Origin of the sequence: Pseudomonas sp. NPDC077451 (assembly GCF_044543345.1) — a bacterium.
Lineage (GTDB): Bacteria > Pseudomonadota > Gammaproteobacteria > Pseudomonadales > Pseudomonadaceae > Stutzerimonas.
In genome coordinates, this window is record NZ_JBITVX010000004.1 from 105,615 (window position 1) to 124,250 (window position 18,636).

At 62.3% G+C, this 18,636-nt stretch carries 17 protein-coding genes and 2 pseudogenes; 9 read left to right on the forward strand and 10 right to left on the reverse strand.

All coding sequences use genetic code 11. The features are described from left to right. Nucleotides 1–33: 33 nt before the first annotated feature. The 5 genes and pseudogenes from ACIGHL_RS08810 to ACIGHL_RS08830 all read left to right on the forward strand — a co-directional run. Nucleotides 34–1,095: a COX15/CtaA family protein gene (locus ACIGHL_RS08810; RefSeq protein ID WP_128119733.1), complete on the forward strand. Its 1,062-nt coding sequence runs from the start codon at nucleotides 34–36 to the stop codon at nucleotides 1,093–1,095. 10 nt (nucleotides 1,096–1,105) lie between these two features. Continuing rightward, the gene (gene cyoE / locus ACIGHL_RS08815; protein ID WP_045422786.1) at nucleotides 1,106–2,005 is read left to right on the forward strand and encodes a heme o synthase; all 900 of its coding nucleotides are present in this window, start codon (nucleotides 1,106–1,108) and stop codon (nucleotides 2,003–2,005) included. A 20-nt stretch (nucleotides 2,006–2,025) separates the two neighbouring features. After that, nucleotides 2,026–2,661 (forward strand): SCO family protein, encoded by a 636-nt coding sequence (locus ACIGHL_RS08820; RefSeq protein ID WP_128119732.1) that lies wholly within the window; start codon nucleotides 2,026–2,028, stop codon nucleotides 2,659–2,661. Between the two features lie 127 nt (nucleotides 2,662–2,788). Continuing rightward, nucleotides 2,789–2,929, forward strand: a pseudogene (locus ACIGHL_RS08825) (heme ABC transporter ATP-binding protein); the annotation flags it as partial. Between the two features lie 14 nt (nucleotides 2,930–2,943). Continuing rightward, nucleotides 2,944–3,114: pseudogene (locus tag ACIGHL_RS08830) on the forward strand (heme ABC transporter ATP-binding protein); the annotation flags it as partial. A 52-nt stretch (nucleotides 3,115–3,166) separates the two neighbouring features. Here the strand turns inward: ACIGHL_RS08830 and ACIGHL_RS08835 are convergent. The 4 genes from ACIGHL_RS08835 to ACIGHL_RS08850 all read right to left on the reverse strand — a co-directional run bounded on the left by ACIGHL_RS08835 (nucleotide 3,167) and on the right by ACIGHL_RS08850 (nucleotide 6,427). Then, nucleotides 3,167–3,745 (reverse strand): putative glycolipid-binding domain-containing protein, encoded by a 579-nt coding sequence (locus ACIGHL_RS08835; protein ID WP_499176008.1) that lies wholly within the window; start codon nucleotides 3,743–3,745, stop codon nucleotides 3,167–3,169. 168 nt (nucleotides 3,746–3,913) lie between these two features. Beyond that, a complete protein-coding gene (locus ACIGHL_RS08840; protein ID WP_128119729.1) occupies nucleotides 3,914–4,687 on the reverse strand; it encodes a MetQ/NlpA family ABC transporter substrate-binding protein in 774 nt (257 codons plus the stop codon). Nucleotides 4,688–4,730: 43 nt separating this feature from the next. After that, complete coding sequence (locus ACIGHL_RS08845) at nucleotides 4,731–5,408, reverse strand: methionine ABC transporter permease (RefSeq protein ID WP_045422780.1); 678 nt, start codon at nucleotides 5,406–5,408, stop codon at nucleotides 4,731–4,733. Beyond that, complete coding sequence (locus tag ACIGHL_RS08850; RefSeq protein WP_128119728.1) at nucleotides 5,408–6,427, reverse strand: methionine ABC transporter ATP-binding protein; 1,020 nt, start codon at nucleotides 6,425–6,427, stop codon at nucleotides 5,408–5,410. The genes ACIGHL_RS08845 and ACIGHL_RS08850 overlap by 1 nt, the downstream gene beginning before the upstream one ends. Before the next feature lie 259 nt (nucleotides 6,428–6,686). Between ACIGHL_RS08850 and katE the strand changes: the two genes are divergently transcribed. Next, complete coding sequence (gene katE / locus ACIGHL_RS08855) at nucleotides 6,687–8,831, forward strand: catalase HPII (RefSeq protein WP_128119727.1); 2,145 nt, start codon at nucleotides 6,687–6,689, stop codon at nucleotides 8,829–8,831. A gap of 73 nt (nucleotides 8,832–8,904) precedes the next feature. On the opposite strand, the gene ACIGHL_RS08860 is transcribed toward katE, so the two are convergent. From ACIGHL_RS08860 to zur, 4 genes are read right to left on the reverse strand one after another with little or no spacing between them, the layout of a single operon-like run. Then, on the reverse strand, nucleotides 8,905–9,408 hold the full coding sequence (locus ACIGHL_RS08860) for a M48 family metallopeptidase (RefSeq protein WP_241509071.1): 504 nt from the start codon (nucleotides 9,406–9,408) through the stop codon (nucleotides 8,905–8,907). A 4-nt stretch (nucleotides 9,409–9,412) separates the two neighbouring features. After that, on the reverse strand, nucleotides 9,413–10,198 hold the full coding sequence (gene znuB / locus ACIGHL_RS08865) for a zinc ABC transporter permease subunit ZnuB (protein WP_046163573.1): 786 nt from the start codon (nucleotides 10,196–10,198) through the stop codon (nucleotides 9,413–9,415). A gap of 5 nt (nucleotides 10,199–10,203) precedes the next feature. Then, entirely contained in the window at nucleotides 10,204–10,974 is a 771-nt protein-coding gene (znuC, locus tag ACIGHL_RS08870) for a zinc ABC transporter ATP-binding protein ZnuC (protein WP_128119726.1), read from the reverse strand. Then, on the reverse strand, nucleotides 10,971–11,456 hold the full coding sequence (gene zur / locus ACIGHL_RS08875; protein ID WP_128119725.1) for a zinc uptake transcriptional repressor Zur: 486 nt from the start codon (nucleotides 11,454–11,456) through the stop codon (nucleotides 10,971–10,973). The genes znuC and zur overlap by 4 nt, the downstream gene beginning before the upstream one ends. A 64-nt stretch (nucleotides 11,457–11,520) precedes the next feature. Here zur and ACIGHL_RS08880 point away from each other — a divergent pair, with 64 nt between their 5' ends. The 3 genes from ACIGHL_RS08880 to ACIGHL_RS08890 all read left to right on the forward strand — a co-directional run bounded on the left by ACIGHL_RS08880 (nucleotide 11,521) and on the right by ACIGHL_RS08890 (nucleotide 15,586). Further along, a complete protein-coding gene (locus tag ACIGHL_RS08880) occupies nucleotides 11,521–12,540 on the forward strand; it encodes a zinc ABC transporter substrate-binding protein (RefSeq protein WP_128119724.1) in 1,020 nt (339 codons plus the stop codon). Nucleotides 12,541–12,692: 152 nt separating this feature from the next. After that, nucleotides 12,693–14,843 (forward strand): adenosylcobalamin-dependent ribonucleoside-diphosphate reductase, encoded by a 2,151-nt coding sequence (locus tag ACIGHL_RS08885; RefSeq protein WP_128119723.1) that lies wholly within the window; start codon nucleotides 12,693–12,695, stop codon nucleotides 14,841–14,843. Between the two features lie 50 nt (nucleotides 14,844–14,893). Then, a complete protein-coding gene (locus ACIGHL_RS08890) occupies nucleotides 14,894–15,586 on the forward strand; it encodes a TSCPD domain-containing protein (protein ID WP_128119722.1) in 693 nt (230 codons plus the stop codon). Between the two features lie 307 nt (nucleotides 15,587–15,893). Here ACIGHL_RS08890 and ppnN read toward each other — a convergent pair whose 3' ends face one another. Further along, nucleotides 15,894–17,267 carry a nucleotide 5'-monophosphate nucleosidase PpnN gene (gene ppnN / locus ACIGHL_RS08895; protein ID WP_128119721.1) on the reverse strand — a complete coding sequence of 458 codons (1,374 nt, stop codon included), beginning with the start codon at nucleotides 17,265–17,267 and terminating at the stop codon, nucleotides 15,894–15,896. Between the two features lie 410 nt (nucleotides 17,268–17,677). Continuing rightward, nucleotides 17,678–18,628, reverse strand: a complete 951-nt coding sequence (locus ACIGHL_RS08900) for a homoserine kinase (protein ID WP_128119720.1) — start codon at nucleotides 18,626–18,628, stop codon at nucleotides 17,678–17,680. Between the last annotated feature and the right edge of the window lie 8 nt (nucleotides 18,629–18,636).

Here is an 18,636-nt window from a genome sequence, read left to right on the forward strand (position 1 = left end):
GGAGTCCCAGAAAGGCTGCCCAAGGAGAACCAGATGGCAAAACCCGGCTACCGCCTCGCCCTTGTCGCCACGCTATTGGCTGTCGTGGTGGTGCTGCTTGGCGCCTATACACGGCTGACCCATGCCGGCTTGGGCTGCCCGGATTGGCCCGGTTGCTACGGATTTCTCAGCGTCCCTATGAGCGAGGACAAGCAGAGTCTGGCCGCGATGCGCTTCCCGGATGCCCCGCTGGAGGTACACAAGGGCTGGAACGAGATGGTGCACCGCTATTTCGCCGGTGCGCTGGGGCTGGTCATCCTTGGGCTCGCAGTGCAGGCGCTGCGCCGCCGCGCCGAGCCAGGACAGCCGCTCAAGCTTCCCTTGCTGCTGCTCGCGGTGGTCATCGCTCAGGCGGCATTCGGCATGTGGACCGTCACGCTGCAGCTCTGGCCTCAGGTGGTCACCGCGCATCTGCTGGGCGGCTTCACTACCCTGAGCCTGCTGTTCCTGCTGACGCTGCGCCTGTCCGGCCGGCAGCCGGCGATGCCGAGCGTGCCGGGCACGCTCAGAACCTTTGCGTTGATCGGCATGTTCGCGGTGATCATCCAGGTGGCCCTCGGTGGCTGGGTCAGCAGTAACTACGCGGCGGTGGCCTGTACCGATTTCCCTACCTGCCATGGCCAGTGGTGGCCGGAGATGGATTTCGCCAACGCGTTCAACCTGACTCATCACGACATCGGCCCGAATTACCTCGGCGGGATGCTTTATGGCGAGGCACGAACCGCCATCCACCTGACGCATCGGCTCGGCGCGCTCACGGTGACGCTGATACTGCTGGCGCTGGCCTGGCAGCTCTGGCGTCACGGTCTGTCGCGTCTGGCCGCGTTGCTTGTCGCCGCCCTGGCCCTGCAGGTCGCGCTAGGCATCAGCAACGTGCTGCTCAATCTGCCGTTGGCCGTTGCGGTCGCTCATAACGGCGGCGGTGCGCTGCTGCTGCTGGTAACCGTGCTGATCAACCATCGCCTCCGCCGGGCCCCGTCGGTTGCCGCCGTACAGGCGCCTCAGCCGCACCTGAATTCGAACACGACGAGCAGGCTCGACCTGCCTCGCGCATAAGGAGAACCCCATGGCCACTCTCATCAGCGAACGCGGCGCCCAAGCCATCTGGCGCGATTATCTGGAGCTGACCAAACCCAAGGTGGTGGTACTGATGCTCATCACCTCATTGGTGGGCATGTTCCTCGCAACGCGCTCCGGTGTGCCCTGGACCGTTCTGTTGTTCGGCAACCTGGGCATCGCTCTCTGTGCCGGTGGCGCGGCGGCGATCAATCATGTGGTGGACCGGCGCATCGACTTGGAAATGGCACGCACCCACAAGCGGCCGCTGGCACAAGGGCGGGTCGCGCCGGCCGCTGCTTTGCTGTTCGCCCTGGTGCTCAGCGTTGCCGGGATGGCCCTGCTGCTGACCTTTACCAATGCACTGGCGGCATGGTTGACGCTGGCCTCGCTGATCGGCTACGCGGTGATCTACACCGGCTTTCTCAAACGCGCCACGCCGCAGAACATCGTCATTGGCGGCTTGGCAGGCGCCGCGCCGCCGCTGCTCGGCTGGGTTGCGGTAACTGGGCAGGTGACGGCCGAACCGCTGCTGCTGGTTTTGATCATCTTCGCTTGGACGCCACCGCACTTCTGGGCGCTGGCCATCCATCGCAAGGATGAATACGCCAAGGTCAACGTGCCGATGCTGCCAGTGACTCACGGCGAGCACTACACCAAAGTGCATATCCTCCTGTACACCGCGATGCTCCTGGCCGTGAGCGTCATGCCTTTCGCCATTCACATGAGCGGCCCGCTGTACCTGGCTGCGGCCGTGCTGCTAGGCGCGCGCTTCTTGTTCTGGGCCGTGGTGCTCTATCGCGACAGTCGCCCGCATGCTGCCATCAAGACCTTCAAATTCAGCATCTGGTACCTGTTTGCGCTGTTCATCGCCTTGCTGGTTGATCATTATCTGCCGCTGACCTTCTAAGCCGGCCGCCAAGGACCTTCATGACACGCATCCAGAAAACCGTAATTGTTCTAGTGGCGCTGGTTGCGCTGGTCATCGGCCTGACGGTCTACAAGGTGCTCAACACCGAGCAGCAGCTCGATACCGCCGACCTGCTCGATGCGGGCATCGTCATGCTGCCTCAGGGCCGCGATGTGCCCAACCTGACGCTGACCAATCAGGACGGCGAGCCGGTATCCATGGAGCAGCTGGAGGGACGTTGGAACCTGTTGTTTTTCGGCTACACCTTCTGCCCGGACATCTGCCCCGCGACGCTCGCGGAACTGCGGCAGCTGCGCACTAAACTGCCGGAAGACGCGAAACAACGGATGCAACCGGTTCTGGTCAGCGTCGATCCCGAGCGAGACACGCCGGAACAGCTGAAGAAGTACCTGGAATACTTCGGCGCCGGCTTCATCGGCCTGACCGGCTCGCTGGACAAGATCCAGGAACTCGCCAATGCCGTGGGCGTACCCTTCATCCCTGCCGATACCTCGAAAGAGGACTACACCGTCGACCACGGCGGCAACCTCGCCCTGATCGGCCCGGATGGCAGGCTGCGTGGCTTCGTACGTGGCCCGCTGCGTACCGAAAAGCTCGCCGAGCAGCTGCCGGTGCTGCTCAGAAGCGAGGGCTGAGCGCCAGGACAAATGATCCGGCGGGTTGGAATCAGATCGGACTCGTTACGCTAGCTGTCTGCTCTAGCTGGCGCGTTTCTATGATCCTGGCCAGCGCGCCCTTCCTGCTGGCGCGAGGGCGCAACTGATGCTTCGCGCAGAAATCTCGAAGTGCGCCGCGGTGCTCGTAGCGTTTTGCAGGATCGACGTGCACCTGCGGGCCGGTGAGATTTTCGGCGTCCTGGGGCCGAATGGCGCACGCAAGAGCACCCTGCTCGGTGCGATCAGTGGTGAGCTCGCGGCCTGGCGGCGCGCTACTGCGATCGGCTGCTGCTTCTGCATGAAGGGCAGGCGCACCTGCAGGGTTCCGTCGAAGCGGTGCTGCAGGCGGAACCCTTGCGCGAGGTGTTCGGCCTGGACGTGCTGGTGCAGCGCTATCCTGAGCGAGGGCACCCGCTGGTGGTGGTGCGTTGAGTGGACTCCTGTAGGCGCCGTCGGTGGTTACCACCCTTCTCGAGTTGAACGCCTAGAAATGAACCCTTCGAAAGGTTTCAGGATAGTCCAGCACGAGACCGTGCCGGTCTAGGTCGAGGTCCGCAGTAAATTTCCGGAAGATCCCCTCATACCTGTATCGCTGATTAAGAGTGAGGCAGGTATAGCGTTGCTGAGCAATCCGAGGCAAAAAAGCGCCTGTAATCTGAGTCGGTAGTGGGACATAAGCTACGACTATCTCTTGACTAGCCTGCTCCGCTAGTTTTAAGCGTTTGATGGGAAGAGTGTTCGTCGCGGGCGTTACGCCAATATCGACATCCAAGCAGCCTGTTAAAGACGGAATTGGCTCGTTGCGAATCACATCGTGCCAGCGCCCCTCGCCATCTGTGCATATGTGCATGCGTGGGCCGCCAACATATTCGACCCGCACTTCCCGCGTGAGAAAACAAGCGTCGGTAAGGACGAAGTAGTGCGCACCGTAACTACCCTCGCGGCTGCCAGTGACTACCCCGTCGAGAACTGAAGACTCACTATTGGTCAAAAACGAGCAGTAATCGAGGCCGTTCCCCCTCCAATCACACCATTTAACCGTTGTCTGCATTGAAATCTCCATGTTTCGCGGGTCGCTATTCGTAACCTGAGATCAATTAAAATGGCCGACGGCGCAAGGGGAAAAGCAATGACCATTGCCGAAAGTGGTCCCGTTATCATGCACTTTGTATAGCAGACGCCATAAAAAACCCCGCACAAGGCGGGGTTCGTTGGGCTAGCTCACAGGCGATCAGAACGCCGGAACCACGGCGCCTTTGTACTTCTCATTGATGAACTGCTTCACCTCTTCGCTGTGCAGCGCTTCAATCAGCTTCTGCATGGCGGCGCTGTCCTTGTTGTCCGGGCGGGCGACCAGGATGTTCACGTACGGCGAGTCGTTGCCTTCGATGAACAGGGCGTCTTCGGTGGGGTTCAGCTTGGCTTCCAGCGCGTAGTTGGTGTTGATCAGCGCCAGGTCGACCTGGGTCAGCACCCGTGGCAGGGTGGCGGCTTCCAGCTCACGAATCTTGATGTCCTTCGGATTCTCGGCGATGTCCTTCGGCGTGGCGGTGATGCCGGCGCCGCCCTTCAGCGTGATCACACCGGCCTTCTGCAGCAGCAGCAGGGCGCGGCCGCCATTGGTCGCGTCGTTGGGGATCACCACGGTTGCGCCATTGGGCAGCTCGTCCAGCGACTTGTGTTTGCTCGAGTAGGCGCCGAAGGGCTCGATGTGCACGCCAGCAACGCTGACCAGTTCGGTGCCCTTGCCCTTGTTGAACTCATCCAGGTACGGCTGGTGCTGGAAGAAGTTGGCGTCCAGGCGCTTCTCGGACACTTGGATGTTCGGCTGCACGTAGTCGGTGAAGACTTTCACCTTCAGATCGACGCCCTGTTCGGCCAACTGGGGTTTGACGAATTCGAGGATTTCCGCGTGTGGAACAGCCGTGGCAGCGACGTTTAGTTCATCGGCGGCTTGGGCGGAGAAAGCCGCGACAGCGGCAAAGGCGGCAAGCAGTTTTTTCATGGAGGGCTCCTTGTGGGTTCCTGTAGCGGTGCCGGTTAGGCAGTTATTTTCTTGAAAAATGCGTTACCAACTTGTCACCGACGCTCTGCAGTACTTGGACCAGGACCAGCAGCAGCACCACGGTGACGACCATGACGTCGGTCTGGAAGCGTTGATAGCCGAAGCGGATGGCCAAGTCGCCGAGCCCGCCTGCACCCACCACGCCAGCCATGGCGGTGTAGGACACCAGGGTGATGGCGGTGACGGTTACGGCAGCAATAATGCCTGGGCGAGCCTCGGGCAGAAGCGCATTGAAGATGATTTGCCGGGTGGTGGCACCCATCGCCTGGGTGGCCTCGATAATGCCCCGGTCGACTTCGCGCAAAGCCGTTTCCACCAGTCGCGCAAAGAACGGCGCGGCACCCACCACCAGTGGTGGAATCGCCCCCGCCACGCCCAACGAGGTGCCAGTGACCAGCACCGTGAACGGAATCATCACGATCAGCAATATGATGAACGGCAACGAGCGCAGCACGTTCACCACGAAGGACAGAAAGCCGTACAGCGGGCCGTTCTCGAACAGTTGGCGCGGGCCGGTGAGGAACAGCAGCACGCCCAGCGGCAGGCCGAGGATGATGGTGAACAGCAGCGACCCGCCGAGCATCAGCAGGGTGTCCAGGGTCGCCAGCCAGATTTCGTACCAGTCGACATTCCCCAACAAAGAGCTAAACAAGGCGTCCATCAGCGCAGCACCTCCACATGCACGTCAGCTGCATCCAGCTGGGCCAGGGCAGCACCCATGTCGCCCCCTACCAGCGCCAGGGTCAGCTGGCCGTAGGGGGTGTCCTTGATGCGGTCGATGCGTCCCGAGAGGATGCTGAAATCCACACCGGTCTCCCGGGCGACGGTGCCGAGCAGCGGCTTGTAGGTGGCTTCACCCTGGAAGGTCAAGCGCAGAATCCGGCCGGGGACATGGGCAAAATCATCGTGCTGCTCGCCTTCGTCGACTGCTTCGTCTTCAAGGACGAAACGTTGCGTGGTCGGATGCTTCGGGTGCAGGAATACCTCGGTGACCGGCCCCTGTTCGACAATCTCACCGCCATCCATCACCGCGACGCGGTCACAGACACGGCGGATCACATCCATCTCGTGAGTAATCAACACGATGGTCAATCTCAGCTCGGCATTGATCTCGGCGAGCAGCTGTAGCACCGAGGCAGTGGTCTGCGGGTCGAGAGCACTGGTGGCTTCGTCGCAGAGCAGAATGTCCGGCTCGGTCGCCAGCGCGCGGGCGATACCGACGCGCTGTTTCTGGCCGCCCGACAACTGCGCCGGGTACTTGCGCGCCTGATCTTTCAGGCCGACGCGTTCGAGCAGGGCGGCGACCCGGCTGTCGATCTCGCTGCGTGAGTGGTTACCGGCCAGGCGCAGCGGCATGGCGACGTTATCGGCCACGGTCTTGGACATCAGCAGGTTGAAGTGCTGGAAGATCATCCCGACCCGCTGACGGAAGCGGCGCAGGCCGTTGGCGTCGAGCGCCGTGACGTCTTCTCCGTTAACCAGGATGCGGCCACCGGATGGTTCTTCCAGACGGTTGATCAGGCGCAGCAAGGTGCTCTTGCCTGCACCGGAATGGCCAATCAGGCCGAACACTTCGCCTGCACCGATGGTGAGTTCGGTCGGCTTGAGCGCAGGCACTTCTCGAGCAGTGCCCCGGCCGGCAACCCGATAGGTTTTGTGGACTTGCTGAAATTCGATCACGGGCGAACCTTGTGGGTGCGGTCGTATGTGCCTGGATGGTGGCGAAAGGCGTGCATTCTACGCGTTTGCGGCACCTGGGCGTAGCGAACTGCCGCGATTGAGGTAAGCCATCGGTGCGATAGCGGGAGCTAATCGACGTAAGGCGCAACCTTGAGAGGCTTTATAGGGTCACTAACCGGTATGCCGTGAATTGATGCATCCGGCCCAGATCGGTCAGGTCCCTTCGCGGTTAGGCACATACGCACAACCGAGGCCCAAGATGACGGACAACAAAGATCCAAAACACAGCGAAGTTGCCGGTACCGACACCGTTGACCGTAAGAACCACAACGCCAAGCTCGACCAGCTCGAGGGCGCACGCAGCGACGCCACCGGTGAAGCGTTGACCACCAACCAGGGCGTCAAGATCGCTGATAACCAGAACACGCTGAGGGCAGGCGAACGGGGACCCTCGCTGCTCGAAGACTTCATCATGCGCGAGAAGCTGACCCACTTCGACCACGAGCGCATCCCCGAGCGCATCGTGCACGCCCGCGGCTCGGCGGCCCATGGTGTGTTTGTCAGCTATGACGACCACAGCGCGCTGACCAAGGCTTCGTTCCTTGCCGGCAAGGGCAAGGAAACCCCGGTGTTCGTGCGCTTTTCCACCGTGCAGGGCTCGCGCGGCTCGGCCGATACCGTGCGTGACGTGCGCGGTTTCGCCACCAAGTTTTATACCGACGAAGGCATCTTCGACCTGGTCGGCAACAACATGCCGGTGTTCTTCATTCAGGATGCGATCAAGTTTCCCGACTTCGTGCATGCGGTCAAACCCGAGCCGCACAACGAAATTCCGCAGGGCCAGTCGGCCCATGACAGCTTCTGGGACTTCGTTTCATTGACCCCCGAGTCGGCGCATATGGTCATCTGGGCCATGTCCGATCGCGGCATCCCGCGTAGCCTGCGTGCCATGGAAGGGTTCGGCGTGCACACCTTCCGCCTGATCAATGCCGAGGGCGTGAGCCGCTTCGTCAAATTCCACTGGAAGCCTGTAGCTGGCGCCTTCTCGCTGGTCTGGGACGAGACGCTGAAGCTCGCCGGTAAGGATCCGGACTTCAACCGCCGCGACCTGTGGGAGTCCATCGAGATGGGCGACTATTTCGAGTGGGAACTGGGTGTACAGGTGGTGGAAGAGGCCGACGAGCACAAGTTCGATTTCGACCTGCTCGACCCGACCAAGATCATTCCGGAAGAGCTGGTGCCCGTGCAAAAGCTCGGCAAGATGACCCTCAACCGCAACCCGGACAACTTCTTCGCCGAAACCGAGCAGGCCGCCTTCCACATCGGCCACATCGTGCCCGGCATCGATTTCACCAACGATCCGCTGCTGCAGGGCCGGCTGTTTTCCTACACCGATACCCAATTGCTGCGTCTGGGCGGGCCGAACTTCCACGAGATCCCGATCAACCGCTCGATTGCGCCGGTGCACAACAACCAGCGCGATGCGTTTCACCGGCAGACGATCAACAAGGGCCGCGCCAACTACGAGCCCAACTCCATCGACGGCGGCTGGCCGAAAGAAACCCCGCCAGCAGCCAGCGGTGGCGGGTTCGAGAGCTATCCGGAGCGCATGGAAGGGCACAAGGTACGGGCGCGCAGCCCTTCGTTCGGCGATCACTTCTCCCAGGCGACCTTGTTCTGGAACAGCATGAGCGCCCCGGAGAAGGAGCACATCATCGGCGCCTATAGCTTCGAGTTGGGCAAGGTCGAGCGCGTCTTCATCCGCGAGCGTCAGGTCAACGAGATTCTGGCCAATATCGATCTGGAACTGGCTCGCCGGGTCGCTGAAAACATCGGCGTCACGCCACCGACCGCGCCGACCATCAGCCTCAAGCAGCCGAACCCGGCCAGCTCACCTGCGCTGAGCCTGATGAATCACCTGTCCGGCAACATCAAGTCGCGCAAAGTGGCCATCCTTATCGCCAACGGTGTGGACGGTAAGGCTATCGAGGCTTTCAAGCAGAAGCTTGCAGACGAGGGTGCAATCGCCAAACTGATCGGTCCGTCACCGGCTCCGGTCAAGGCGGCAGACGGCACGATGCTCACGCCTGATGCGGCGATGGATGGCATGCCCTCGATCGCCTTCGACGCGGTCTTCGTCCCGGGTGGCGCGCAGAGCGTGCAGGCCATGGCCAAGAATGGCGTGGCTAAGCACTACCTGCTTGAGGCCTACAAGCACCTCAAGCCCATCGCGGTACTGGGCGAGGCGCGGCAGCTGCTCACTGCGCTCAACCTGCCGGAGGATGCCGGTCTGGTGACCGGTGATGACGGTGATGTGGCTAGGGTATTCACGGCGTTCGCCCAGGCCCTGGCGCAGCATCGTATCTGGGCGCGCGAGGCGGCTGCGGAGCAGGTTCCGGCCTGATCGTAGCGGCATGTCCAGAGGCGGTTCGGTTATTCCGAGCCGCCTTTTTTATGCCTGGAGGCTGTGTGTCAGCTCAGCTCAGCTCGCGCCAGTGCAGGTAGCAGCGCAAGTCAAATTCGGTCTGCGCGTAACCCGGCATCATGTGTTCGCAGAGCTTGTAGAAGGCGCGGTTGTGATCGCTCTCGCGCAGGTGCGCCAGCTCATGCACGACGATCATCTGCAGGAATTCCGGCGCCGCTTCCTTGAACAGCGCAGCGACGCGGATCTCCTTCTTCGCCTTCAGCTTGCCGCCTTGCACGCGTGAAACGGCGGTGTGCAGGCCCAGTGCACGATGGGTGAGGTCGAGGCGGTTGTCGTAGAGCACCTTGTCAATGTTCGGCGCGCTTTTCAGATGGCTCTGGCGCAGCTGCTGCACATAGCCGTACAGCGCCTTGTCGCTTTGTACCTGATGACGTTGCGGGTAGCGGCGCTCTAGGTAGTCGCCCAGACGCTTCTCGTCGATCATCTGGCGAACCTGCTGCTGCAATGATTCAGGGTAACCCTGCAGGTATTTGAGCATGGCCGGCGCAACAGTCATCGCGTTAGGCCCTACGCGGCCAGGCAAAGCTGAGCAGAAATATCGCGGCCGCCGAGACGACAATAGACGGGCCGGCCGGCGTGTCCTGATACCAGGACAATGCAAGCCCGCAGCAGACCGCCAGCAGTCCCAGCAGGCTGGCACCCAAGGCCATCTGCTCCGGCGTGCGTGCATGGCGCTGGGCGGCAGCGGCCGGAATGATCAGCAGTGAGGTGATCAGCAGCACACCGACGATCTTCATCGCTACGGCAATCACCATCGCGATCAACAACATCAGGGCCAGGCGGATGGCTGCCACCGGCAAGCCTTCTACCTTGGCCAGTTCCTCGTGCACGGTAACCGCTAATAAGGGTCGCCATAGCGGGATGAGCGCCAGCAGCACCAGGGCGCTGCCACCGACGATCCAGGCCAGATCGGTCGGGCTGACGGCCAGCAGATCGCCGAATAGATAACCCATCAGGTCGATGCGCACGTCCTGCATGAAGCTCAGCGACACCAGCCCGAGCGACAGCGTGCTATGGGCGAGAATGCCCAGCAGGGTGTCCGAGGCCAGCGGCTGGCGCTGCTGCAAGGTCACCAGCAGCACCGCCAGCAGCACGCAGCAAACGATGACCGCCAGGGTCAGGTTGACCTCCAGCATCAAACCCAGCGCCACGCCTAGCAGCGCGGAATGCGAGAGGGTGTCACCAAAATAGGCCATGCGGCGCCAGACCACGAAGGAGCCAAGCGGGCCGGCGACCAGTGCCAGCGCGAGACCGGCGAGCAGGGCATTGAGAAGAAAATCTGGCATGTCGATCAGTGCTTGCAATTCGGGCCGTGGACGTGAGGTTTACCAGTGACCACGCTGCCGTGCAGGTCGTGGCTGTGGTCATGCTGATGGTGATAGACCGCCAGGCTGCGCGCGTCCTGGCCGAACAGTTCGACGAACGCCGGATCGGCGCTGACCTGTTCCGGGTGGCCGGAGCAACAGACGTGGCGATTCAGGCAGACCACCTGATCCGTGGCGCTCATCACCAGATGCAGGTCGTGGGACACCATCAGCACGCCGCAGCCGTAGCGCTCGCGCAATCGCCCGATCAGCCGGTAGAGCTCGGCCTGGCCGGCCACATCGACACCTTGAACCGGCTCGTCCAGCACCAGCAGCTCCGGTTCACGGAGCAGCGCCCGGGCCAGTAGCACCCGTTGCATCTCGCCGCCGGAAACCGATTGCAGCGGACTGTCGATGACGTGCCCGGCGCCCACCTCGTTAAGCGCCGACAGCGCCGCGCCTCTATCCACTCCCGGCACCAGGCGCAGAAAGCGCAGTACGGACAGCGGCAGGGTCGGGTCGACGTTAAGCTTCTGCGGCATGTAGCCGACGCGCAGCTTGGGTTTGCGCCAGACGGTGCCGCTGTCCGGCTTGAGCAGGCCGAGCACAGTACGCACCAGGGTGGTCTTGCCAGCGCCATTGGGGCCGATCAGCGTGACGATTTCGCCGCGATGCACCTGCAGCTGGGCGCCTTCTAACACGGCCTGCTTGGCGAAGCGCACATGGATGTCATCCAGGCGGATCAGCGCTTCGCTCATGCCGCGTTCCGGCAGGGCGCACACAGGCCGACCACTTCTACAGTTTGGCCTTCTACCTTGAAGTCCACGCTGCGCGCGGCCTTGTCAATGGCCTCGCTGATCGCCGGCTGTTCGAGCTCAATGGCGGTGTGGCAGTTGCGGCAGATAAGGAACTGGCCCTGGTGCGGGTGTTCAGGGTGATTGCAGCCAATGAATGCGTTGAGTGAGGCGATGCGGTGCACCAGCCCGTTCTCCAGCAGGAAATCCAGCGCGCGATAAACGGTAGGCGGCGCGGCGCGGCGGCCGTCCTGGGCCGTCAGCTCGGCGAGAATGTCATAGGCGCCGAGCGGCTTGTGGCTCTGCCAGACCAGCTCCAGTACGCGTTTGCGCAGGGCGGTCAGGCGCACACCGGAACGTTCGCAGAGGAGGTCGGCTTCGGCCAGAGCATGGCTGACGCAGTGGTTGTGGTCGTGGGGCGTGCAGGCCAGCGGAGACTTGGGCATGAGCGAGACGATGTGGTTGAGAGACGTTATTATGTTACCCATTCAGTTCAATCGAGTGTTGCCCGTGTTTCGTCTTTTTTCGATACCGCTTCTAGTGACCGCGAGCCTTTTCAGCAGCGCCCAAGCCCATGCCGAGATCGAGGTGCTGACCAGCATCAAGCCGCTGCAGCTGATCGCCGCTGCCGTTCAGGACGGTGTCGGCAAGCCTGCCGTTCTGTTGCCGCCGGGTGCCTCGCCCCACCATTACGCCATGCGCCCATCCGACGTACGGCAGATTCGCAGCGCCGATCTGTTCTACTGGATCGGCCCGGACATGGAAGGTTTTCTCGCGCCGGTGCTGGAAGGCCGCAAGCGGCCGAGCGTGGCGATACAGTCGCTGCCCGGAGTGACCCTGCGCCACTTCGGCGACACAGCCGGCGAGCACGAGGCCGAGCATGATCACCACGACGAGCATGCACACGAGGCGCACGGCGAGCACTCCGAGCAGGCACATGATGAACATGACGACCACGCTCATGAAGCCGCCGCCGACCACGACGAGCACGACCATGCTCACCGTCCCGGCAGCCTGGACGCGCACCTCTGGTTGTTGCCCGCGAACGCGGTGACCATCGCCGAGGGTATGGCGCAGGACATGGCCAAGGCCGATCCGGTCAATGCCGAGCGCTACATAGCCAACCTGGCCGCATTCAAGCAGCGGCTGGATGCGCTCGATAAGCGGCTCAGCCAGCGCCTGAGCGAAACCCGAACCAAGCCGTTCTTCGTCTTCCATGAAGCCTTCGATTATTTCGAAGCCGCTTATGGAATCAAACACGCCGGCGTGTTCAGCGCCGGTGGCGAAGCCCAGCCCGGCGCGCGACATGTTGCCGCCATGCGAGAGCGCCTGGAACAGGCCGGTCCGAGCTGCGTGTTCTACGAGCCACCGGTTCGTCCGCGTCTGGCGGATAGCCTGATCCGGGGGCTGCCAGTGAAGGTCACCGAGCTGGACGCGCTGGGTCACGGCATCGACGCCTCGGCGGGCGGCTACGAGCAGTTGATCGAAGATCTCGGTCGCTCGCTGGCGGAATGTCTGGAATCGCTCTGACTCTCGGTTCATAGCGCTCGGCGGCAACGCTCCGCCCGGCGCTTGTCCGGGTCGTCCGTCGGCCGACTTGATGCGCGTCATAGTGCTTCTGGCGCTCATGGCTATGCTTCGTGCTTTGGTTTCCACTCCATCGACACGAGGACGCGCAGCGCATGGCGAAGACGGACGGGCCCATCACGGCAGAGACGAAAATCACCCCAGAAATCGCTCTTCAGACGGCCTCCGAAGACATCTGGGCGCAAAAATACCGCCTGACCCGCAAGGACGGTAGCGCCGTTGATGACAGCGTCGACGCCACCTGGCAGCGGGTTGCCCGCGCGCTTGCTGATGTGGAGGAACAGGATGCCCGCGAGCACTGGTACGAACGCTTCCTCTGGGCGCTGCGCAACGGCGCCATCCCCGCCGGGCGGATCATTTCCAACGCCGGCGCGCAGGACTACAAACCGGCCACCTCGACGATCAACTGCACCGTGTCCGGCACCATCGCTGACTCGATGGACGACATCCTCGGCAAGGTGCATGAAGCCGGCCTGACGCTCAAGGCCGGCTGCGGCATCGGTTACGAGTTCAGCACCCTGCGCCCGCGCGGCTCCTTCGTCTCCGGCGCGGGCGCACACACCAGCGGTCCGCTGTCGTTCATGGATATCTTCGACAAGATGTGCTTCACCGTCAGCTCCGCCGGTGGGCGCCGCGGCGCCCAGATGGGCACCTTCGACGTCGGCCATCCGGACGTGCGCGAATTCATCCGCGCCAAGCGCGAGGACGGCCGGCTGCGGCAATTCAACCTCAGCTTGCTCATCACTGACGAGTTCATGCAGTCGGTGGAAGCCGACGCGGACTGGCCGTTGATCTTTCCGCTGCACATGAAGGAAAAAGCCGAGCTTGATCTGGCCGATGCCGAACAGGTGGTGTGGCGCGAATGGCCGAGCCATGACGGCTACATCGTCCGCGACGACGGCCTCGTGGCCTGCAAGATCTACGGGCGGGTCAAGGCGCGACATCTGTGGGACATGATCATGGTCTCCACCTACGACTACGCTGAGCCGGGCTTCATCCTCATCGACCGGGTAAACCAGTTGAACAACAACTGGTGGTGCGAAGCAGTCCGCGCGACCAATCCCTGTGGCGAGCAGCCGCTGCCGCCCTACGGCTCTTGCCTGCTGGGCTCGATCAACCTGACCCGCTTCGTCATCGACCCCTTTGGTGCCGATGCGCGTTTCGACTGGGACAAGTACCGCGAAGTGGTGCGCCTGTTCACCCGCATGCTCGACAACGTGGTGGAAATCAACGGATTGCCGCTGGCGCAGCAGCGCCACGAAATCGAGAGCAAACGCCGCCACGGCATGGGCTTCCTCGGTCTTGGTTCAGCCCTGACGCTGCTCAAGCTGCGTTACGGTAGCCCCGAAGCCTGCGTCTTCACCGAAGAAGTCGCGCGCGAAATGGCGCTGGTCGGCTGGGAAGTGGCGCTCGAACTGTCGAAAGAAAAAGGCCCGGCGCCTCTACTGACCGAAACCTTCGAGGTCACCGCCGAATTGCTGCGCAAGCGTCCGGAGATGAAGAAGGACGGTTACCAGATCGGCGATCAGGTGCCGGGCCGCGTATTGCACGCGAAGTATTCGCGCTACATGCAGAAGATCGCCGAATACGCGCCCGAGCTGATCGATCAGCTGGCCGAGCAGGGCGCACGTTTCACCCACCACAGCTCCATTGCGCCCACTGGCACGATCAGCCTGAGTCTGGCCAACAACGCTTCAAACGGCATCGAGCCAAGCTTCGCCCACCATTACTCGCGCAACCTGATCCGCGCCGGGCGTAAGGCCAAGGAAAAGATCGAGGTGTTCAGCTACGAGTTGCTGGCCTATCGCACGCTGATCAATTCACGCGCCAAGCCGGGCTCGACCGAGCCCGGCGAGCAGCTGCCGGAGTACTTCATCACCGCCGACGACGTCACCCCGACGCAGCACGTCGACATTCAGGCCGCAGCGCAGAAGTGGGTCGACTCGTCGATTTCCAAGACGGCCAACGTGCCCACCGATTATCCATTCGAAGCGTTCAAAGACATCTACCGCTACGCCTGGCAGCAGGGCCTCAAGGGTTGCACCACCTTCCGCTTCAATCCGGCGGCGTTCCAGGGCGTGCTGGTCAAGGAGGCCGATCTGGAAAAGACCCTGTACCGCTTCATCCTCGAAGACGGCAGCGTGGTAGAGCTAAAAGGCAACGAAGAGGTCGAGTACGACGGTGAGGTCAACTCCGCCGCCAACCTGTTCGACGCTTTGAAAGAAGGCTATTACGGCAAGTACTGAGCCCCGACTGATAACCGCGCGGCGTCTGTCGTGCGGCTGGAGAACCCGCAATGACCGTAAAGATCACCCAGCGCATCAAGGGCTTCAAGGTTGTCGACGAGACCCTGGAACGCCCCGCTGTCACACCTGACACTACCACCAGGGTCAATGTGGTGGAGATGGACGAGAGTATCCAGCGTCCAGAAACGCTGGTCGGCATGACCTACAAGATCAAGTCACCGCTGTTCGAACACGCGCTTTACGTCACGGTGAATGATGTGGTGCTCAACGCCGGCACGCCCCACGAGCAGCGCCGACCCTTCGAGATCTTCATCAACTCGAAGAACATGGATCACTTCCAGTGGATCGTCGCGCTCACCCGGATCATGTCTGCCGTGTTCCGCAAGGGGGGTGACTGCACCTTCCTAGTCGAGGAACTGAAAGCGGTGTTCGATCCCCGCGGTGGCTACCTGAAAAAGGGCGGCGTCTATATGCCGTCCATCGTGGCGGAGATCGGCGGCGTACTGGAGCGCCACCTGATCCATATCGGCATGCTCGAAGGTCATGCGTTGGACGAAACCCAGCTCAAGTATCTGGCGGAAAAGCGCGCCGCTTACGAGGCCAGCCAGGGGGCGGTGACCGTCGAGCCGGGCGAGGGCTTCCCGGCCGGTGCGCAGCTGTGCAGCAAGTGCAACACCCAGGCGGTGGTGCAGATGGATGGCTGCGCGACGTGCCTGAACTGCGGCAATTCCAAGTGTGGTTGAGCGGGTTGGATTACGCCTTCGATCCGTCGAATTACGCCTTCGGCTAATCCAACCTACATCGGCCGGTACATCACCGTGGCCCGGCCGGACGCACCTGTAGGGTGGGCGTTAGCCCACAAGATGCTTCCGTGCCCCGTCCCGCCCTCTGCAACCGACCAACCGCCCCGGTGGGCTGAAGCCCACCCTACGTTGGCCGGGATTGGCGGCTTTGTAGGACGGAATCGCCGAAGGCGCTTCCGTCGTTTACCGCGTAGCGTTTGCTTCGATGAGCTGGGCGACCCTAGCCGTCACGGCCCTTTCGAGATTTTCAGGTCACCACGCGATAGCACGGCTCGTAGGGGCGACCGCCCGGCAGCTTCATCCGATGCTGCTCGACGAAGGCCTGCAACAAATCGTCCAGTGGCTTCATGATCGCCGTGTCGCCGTTGATTTCGTAGCGGCCGAACTGCTCGATGCGGCGAATGCCCTTGTCCTTGACGTTACCCGCGACGATCCCGGAGAACGCCCGACGCAGGTTCGCCGCCAGCAGGTGGGGCGGCACTTCGCGGGTCAGCTGCAGGCTGGCCATGTTTTCGTGAGTCGGGTCGAACGGGTGCTGGAAGCCTTCCTCGATTTTCAGCAGCCAGTTGAAATGGAAGGCGTCGTTACGCTCACGGCGGAACTGCTTGACCGCTTTCAACCCTTCGGACATCTGCCGGGCTACCTCGGCCGGGTTGTCGATGATGATCTGGTACAAGCCCTGTGCTTTTTCGCCGAGGGTGGCGCCGACGAAGTCACGCAGCTGCTGCAAATACGGCGCGGCACTTTCCGGGCCGGTGAGGATGACCGGGAAGGGCACGCCGCGGTTGTCCGGGTGTAGCAGAATGCCCAGCAAGTAGAGGAATTCCTCCGCCGTGCCGACGCCGCCGGGGAAGATGATAATCCCGTGACCGACGCGGACGAAAGCTTCCAGGCGCTTTTCGATATCCGGCAGGATCACCAGCTCGTTGACGATCGGGTTCGGCGCTTCGGCGGCGATGATGCCCGGCTCGGTCAGGCCCAGGTAACGGCCGCCGACGATGCGCTGCTTGGCATGAGCGATGGTCGCGCCCTTCATCGGGCCCTTCATTACGCCCGGTCCGCAACCGGTGCAGATATTCAGGTTGCGCAGGCCCAGCTCGTGGCCGACGCGCTTGCTGTACTTGTATTCCTCGGTGCTGATCGAGTGTCCGCCCCAGCACACCACCATGTTCGGCTCGACGCCGGGACGTAGCGTGCGAGCGTTGCGCAGTAAATGGAAGACGTAATCGGTGATGCCCTGGGAGCTGCTCAGGTCGATGCGCGGGCTTCCCAGTTCGCTTTCGGTGTAGACGATGTCACGCAGCGCACTGAACAGCATTTCGCGGGTGCTGGCGATCATCTCGCCGTCGACGAAGGCATCGGCCGGCGCATTGAGCAATTCCAGACGCACACCGCGATCTTGTTGGTGGATACGTACTTCGAAGTCGTCGTAGGCCTCAAGGATGGTCTTGGCGTTATCGATGCGCGCGCCGGTATTGAGAATGGCCAAGGCGCACTGGCGGAACAGTGTGTAGGTACTGCCACAACCAGCTTCGCTCAGTTGCTGGACTTCCCGTTGGGACAGCGTCTCCAGACTACCTTTAGGGGTAACCGAGGCATTGATTACATAGCGTGAGGTCATGCGTGTTTTCCCTGAAAACAATGCGGCCTGGCCGAGACGGGCAGGTGCATCAGGATGTTGAGGGCCACGGCCGTGGGCAGCGGCGTATGAATAGGGCCATCCGAGCGGGCAGTGCGCCAGTGGACAGAGTTGCTGCTGGGCGCAGCGGCTAAACCCATAGCCGCAAGCTGCTTGCCGGTGCCGGCTGTATCTTTCCGGGTGCAACGATGCGCCTGGACGGGCTGTACTTGACGTTTAACCGGCGAAAACGTTCCTGAAAACCCCTCCTGGGGCATTGCTCTGTTCATGCGTACATCCCGTACGGTCTTAGGTGCAGGAACTTTGACCGCGAACATGGCTGTTTGATTGCGCACGGCGTGAAGGGTTTTTCCGGCACGGGGCGCGGAGCGGCCTTCCGCTTGAAAAAGGCCTCAAAAGGCAAACGGCAGGGCGCTGTGGCAGTGCTGACGGGCGCTGAGCATACGGCGGAATTCGTCGGGATCCTTGATCAACACCGGTTGGCCAGCGAACTTCTGCGCCGCGATCAAGCGCGACAGCCAGAAACGCACGCAGGCGACGCGTAGCATCGGGCGCCATAGTTCGGCCTCGGCCGGGGTGAAGCGGCGCAGGCTGGAATAGGCGGCCAGCAATGCCTGGCTGCGCGTCTCATCGATCTCGCCGTTGGGGTGCGAGCACCAGTCGTTAAGGGCGATCGCTATGTCGTAGAGCATTGGCCCGGAGCAGGCGTTGTAGAAATCGATCACGCCGGTCAGGTGGCTGCCCTCGAAGAGCAGGTTGTCACGGAACAGGTCAGCGTGCAGGTTGGCCCGCGGCAGCGCCAGAAGCTTTGGCTTCAGTTCGGCAATCTCTGCAAGGCTGTCACGCAGCAGCGGCATTTGCGCGTCGTCTAGCGACAGCGCCAGGCTCGGGCCTTCTTCCTGCATCCAGTCCAGGCCACGGTCGCTGCGCCGCTCGATGATGTGGTCGCGGGTCGCCAGGTGCAGTCGCGCCAGTAGCCGACCCACTTCAGCGCACTGATGGGGGTTGGGTGCACTGACGTGTTTGCCGGCCAGGCGCGGTTGCAGCAGGGCCGGCTTTTCCGCCAGCGTACGTAGCGCTTCACCGCGATCGGTACGCAGCGCGTAGGGCACCGGCAGACCGTGACGATGAAGCACGTCGAGCAGTTCGATGAAGAACGGCAGATCCTGGCTGGGGCCGCGTTCGATCAGCGTCAGGACGTATTCGCCCTGTTCCAGGCTGACGAAGAAATTGCTGTTCTCGCTGCCAGCGGCGATGCCCTCGAAATCGCGCAGGCGTCCCAGTCCATAAGGGGCCAGGAAAACTTCGAGTTCTTCGCGTTGCAGGGGCGTGAAAACCGACATGAGCTGCC

Excerpts from the sequence above, each read along its gene's own strand:
- ACIGHL_RS08840 (WP_128119729.1), bottom strand. The coding sequence starts at position 4,687 with ATGAAAAAACTGCTTGCCGCCTTTGCCGCTGTCGCGGCTTTCTCCGCC.
- znuC (WP_128119726.1), bottom strand. The coding sequence starts at position 10,974 with ATGAGCGAAGCGCTGATCCGCCTGGATGACATCCATGTGCGCTTCGCC.
- ACIGHL_RS08835 (WP_499176008.1), bottom strand. The coding sequence starts at position 3,745 with ATGGAGATTTCAATGCAGACAACGGTTAAATGGTGTGATTGGAGGGGG.
- ACIGHL_RS08885 (WP_128119723.1), top strand. The coding sequence starts at position 12,693 with ATGGCGAAGACGGACGGGCCCATCACGGCAGAGACGAAAATCACCCCA.
- cyoE (WP_045422786.1), top strand. The coding sequence starts at position 1,106 with ATGGCCACTCTCATCAGCGAACGCGGCGCCCAAGCCATCTGGCGCGAT.
- katE (WP_128119727.1), top strand. The coding sequence starts at position 6,687 with ATGACGGACAACAAAGATCCAAAACACAGCGAAGTTGCCGGTACCGAC.
- ACIGHL_RS08900 (WP_128119720.1), bottom strand. The coding sequence starts at position 18,628 with ATGTCGGTTTTCACGCCCCTGCAACGCGAAGAACTCGAAGTTTTCCTG.
- ACIGHL_RS08820 (WP_128119732.1), top strand. The coding sequence starts at position 2,026 with ATGACACGCATCCAGAAAACCGTAATTGTTCTAGTGGCGCTGGTTGCG.
- ACIGHL_RS08810 (WP_128119733.1), top strand. The coding sequence starts at position 34 with ATGGCAAAACCCGGCTACCGCCTCGCCCTTGTCGCCACGCTATTGGCT.
- ACIGHL_RS08860 (WP_241509071.1), bottom strand. The coding sequence starts at position 9,408 with ATGACTGTTGCGCCGGCCATGCTCAAATACCTGCAGGGTTACCCTGAA.
- ACIGHL_RS08890 (WP_128119722.1), top strand. The coding sequence starts at position 14,894 with ATGACCGTAAAGATCACCCAGCGCATCAAGGGCTTCAAGGTTGTCGAC.
- ACIGHL_RS08845 (WP_045422780.1), bottom strand. The coding sequence starts at position 5,408 with ATGGACGCCTTGTTTAGCTCTTTGTTGGGGAATGTCGACTGGTACGAA.
- zur (WP_128119725.1), bottom strand. The coding sequence starts at position 11,456 with ATGCCCAAGTCTCCGCTGGCCTGCACGCCCCACGACCACAACCACTGC.
- ppnN (WP_128119721.1), bottom strand. The coding sequence starts at position 17,267 with ATGACCTCACGCTATGTAATCAATGCCTCGGTTACCCCTAAAGGTAGT.
- znuB (WP_046163573.1), bottom strand. The coding sequence starts at position 10,198 with ATGCCAGATTTTCTTCTCAATGCCCTGCTCGCCGGTCTCGCGCTGGCA.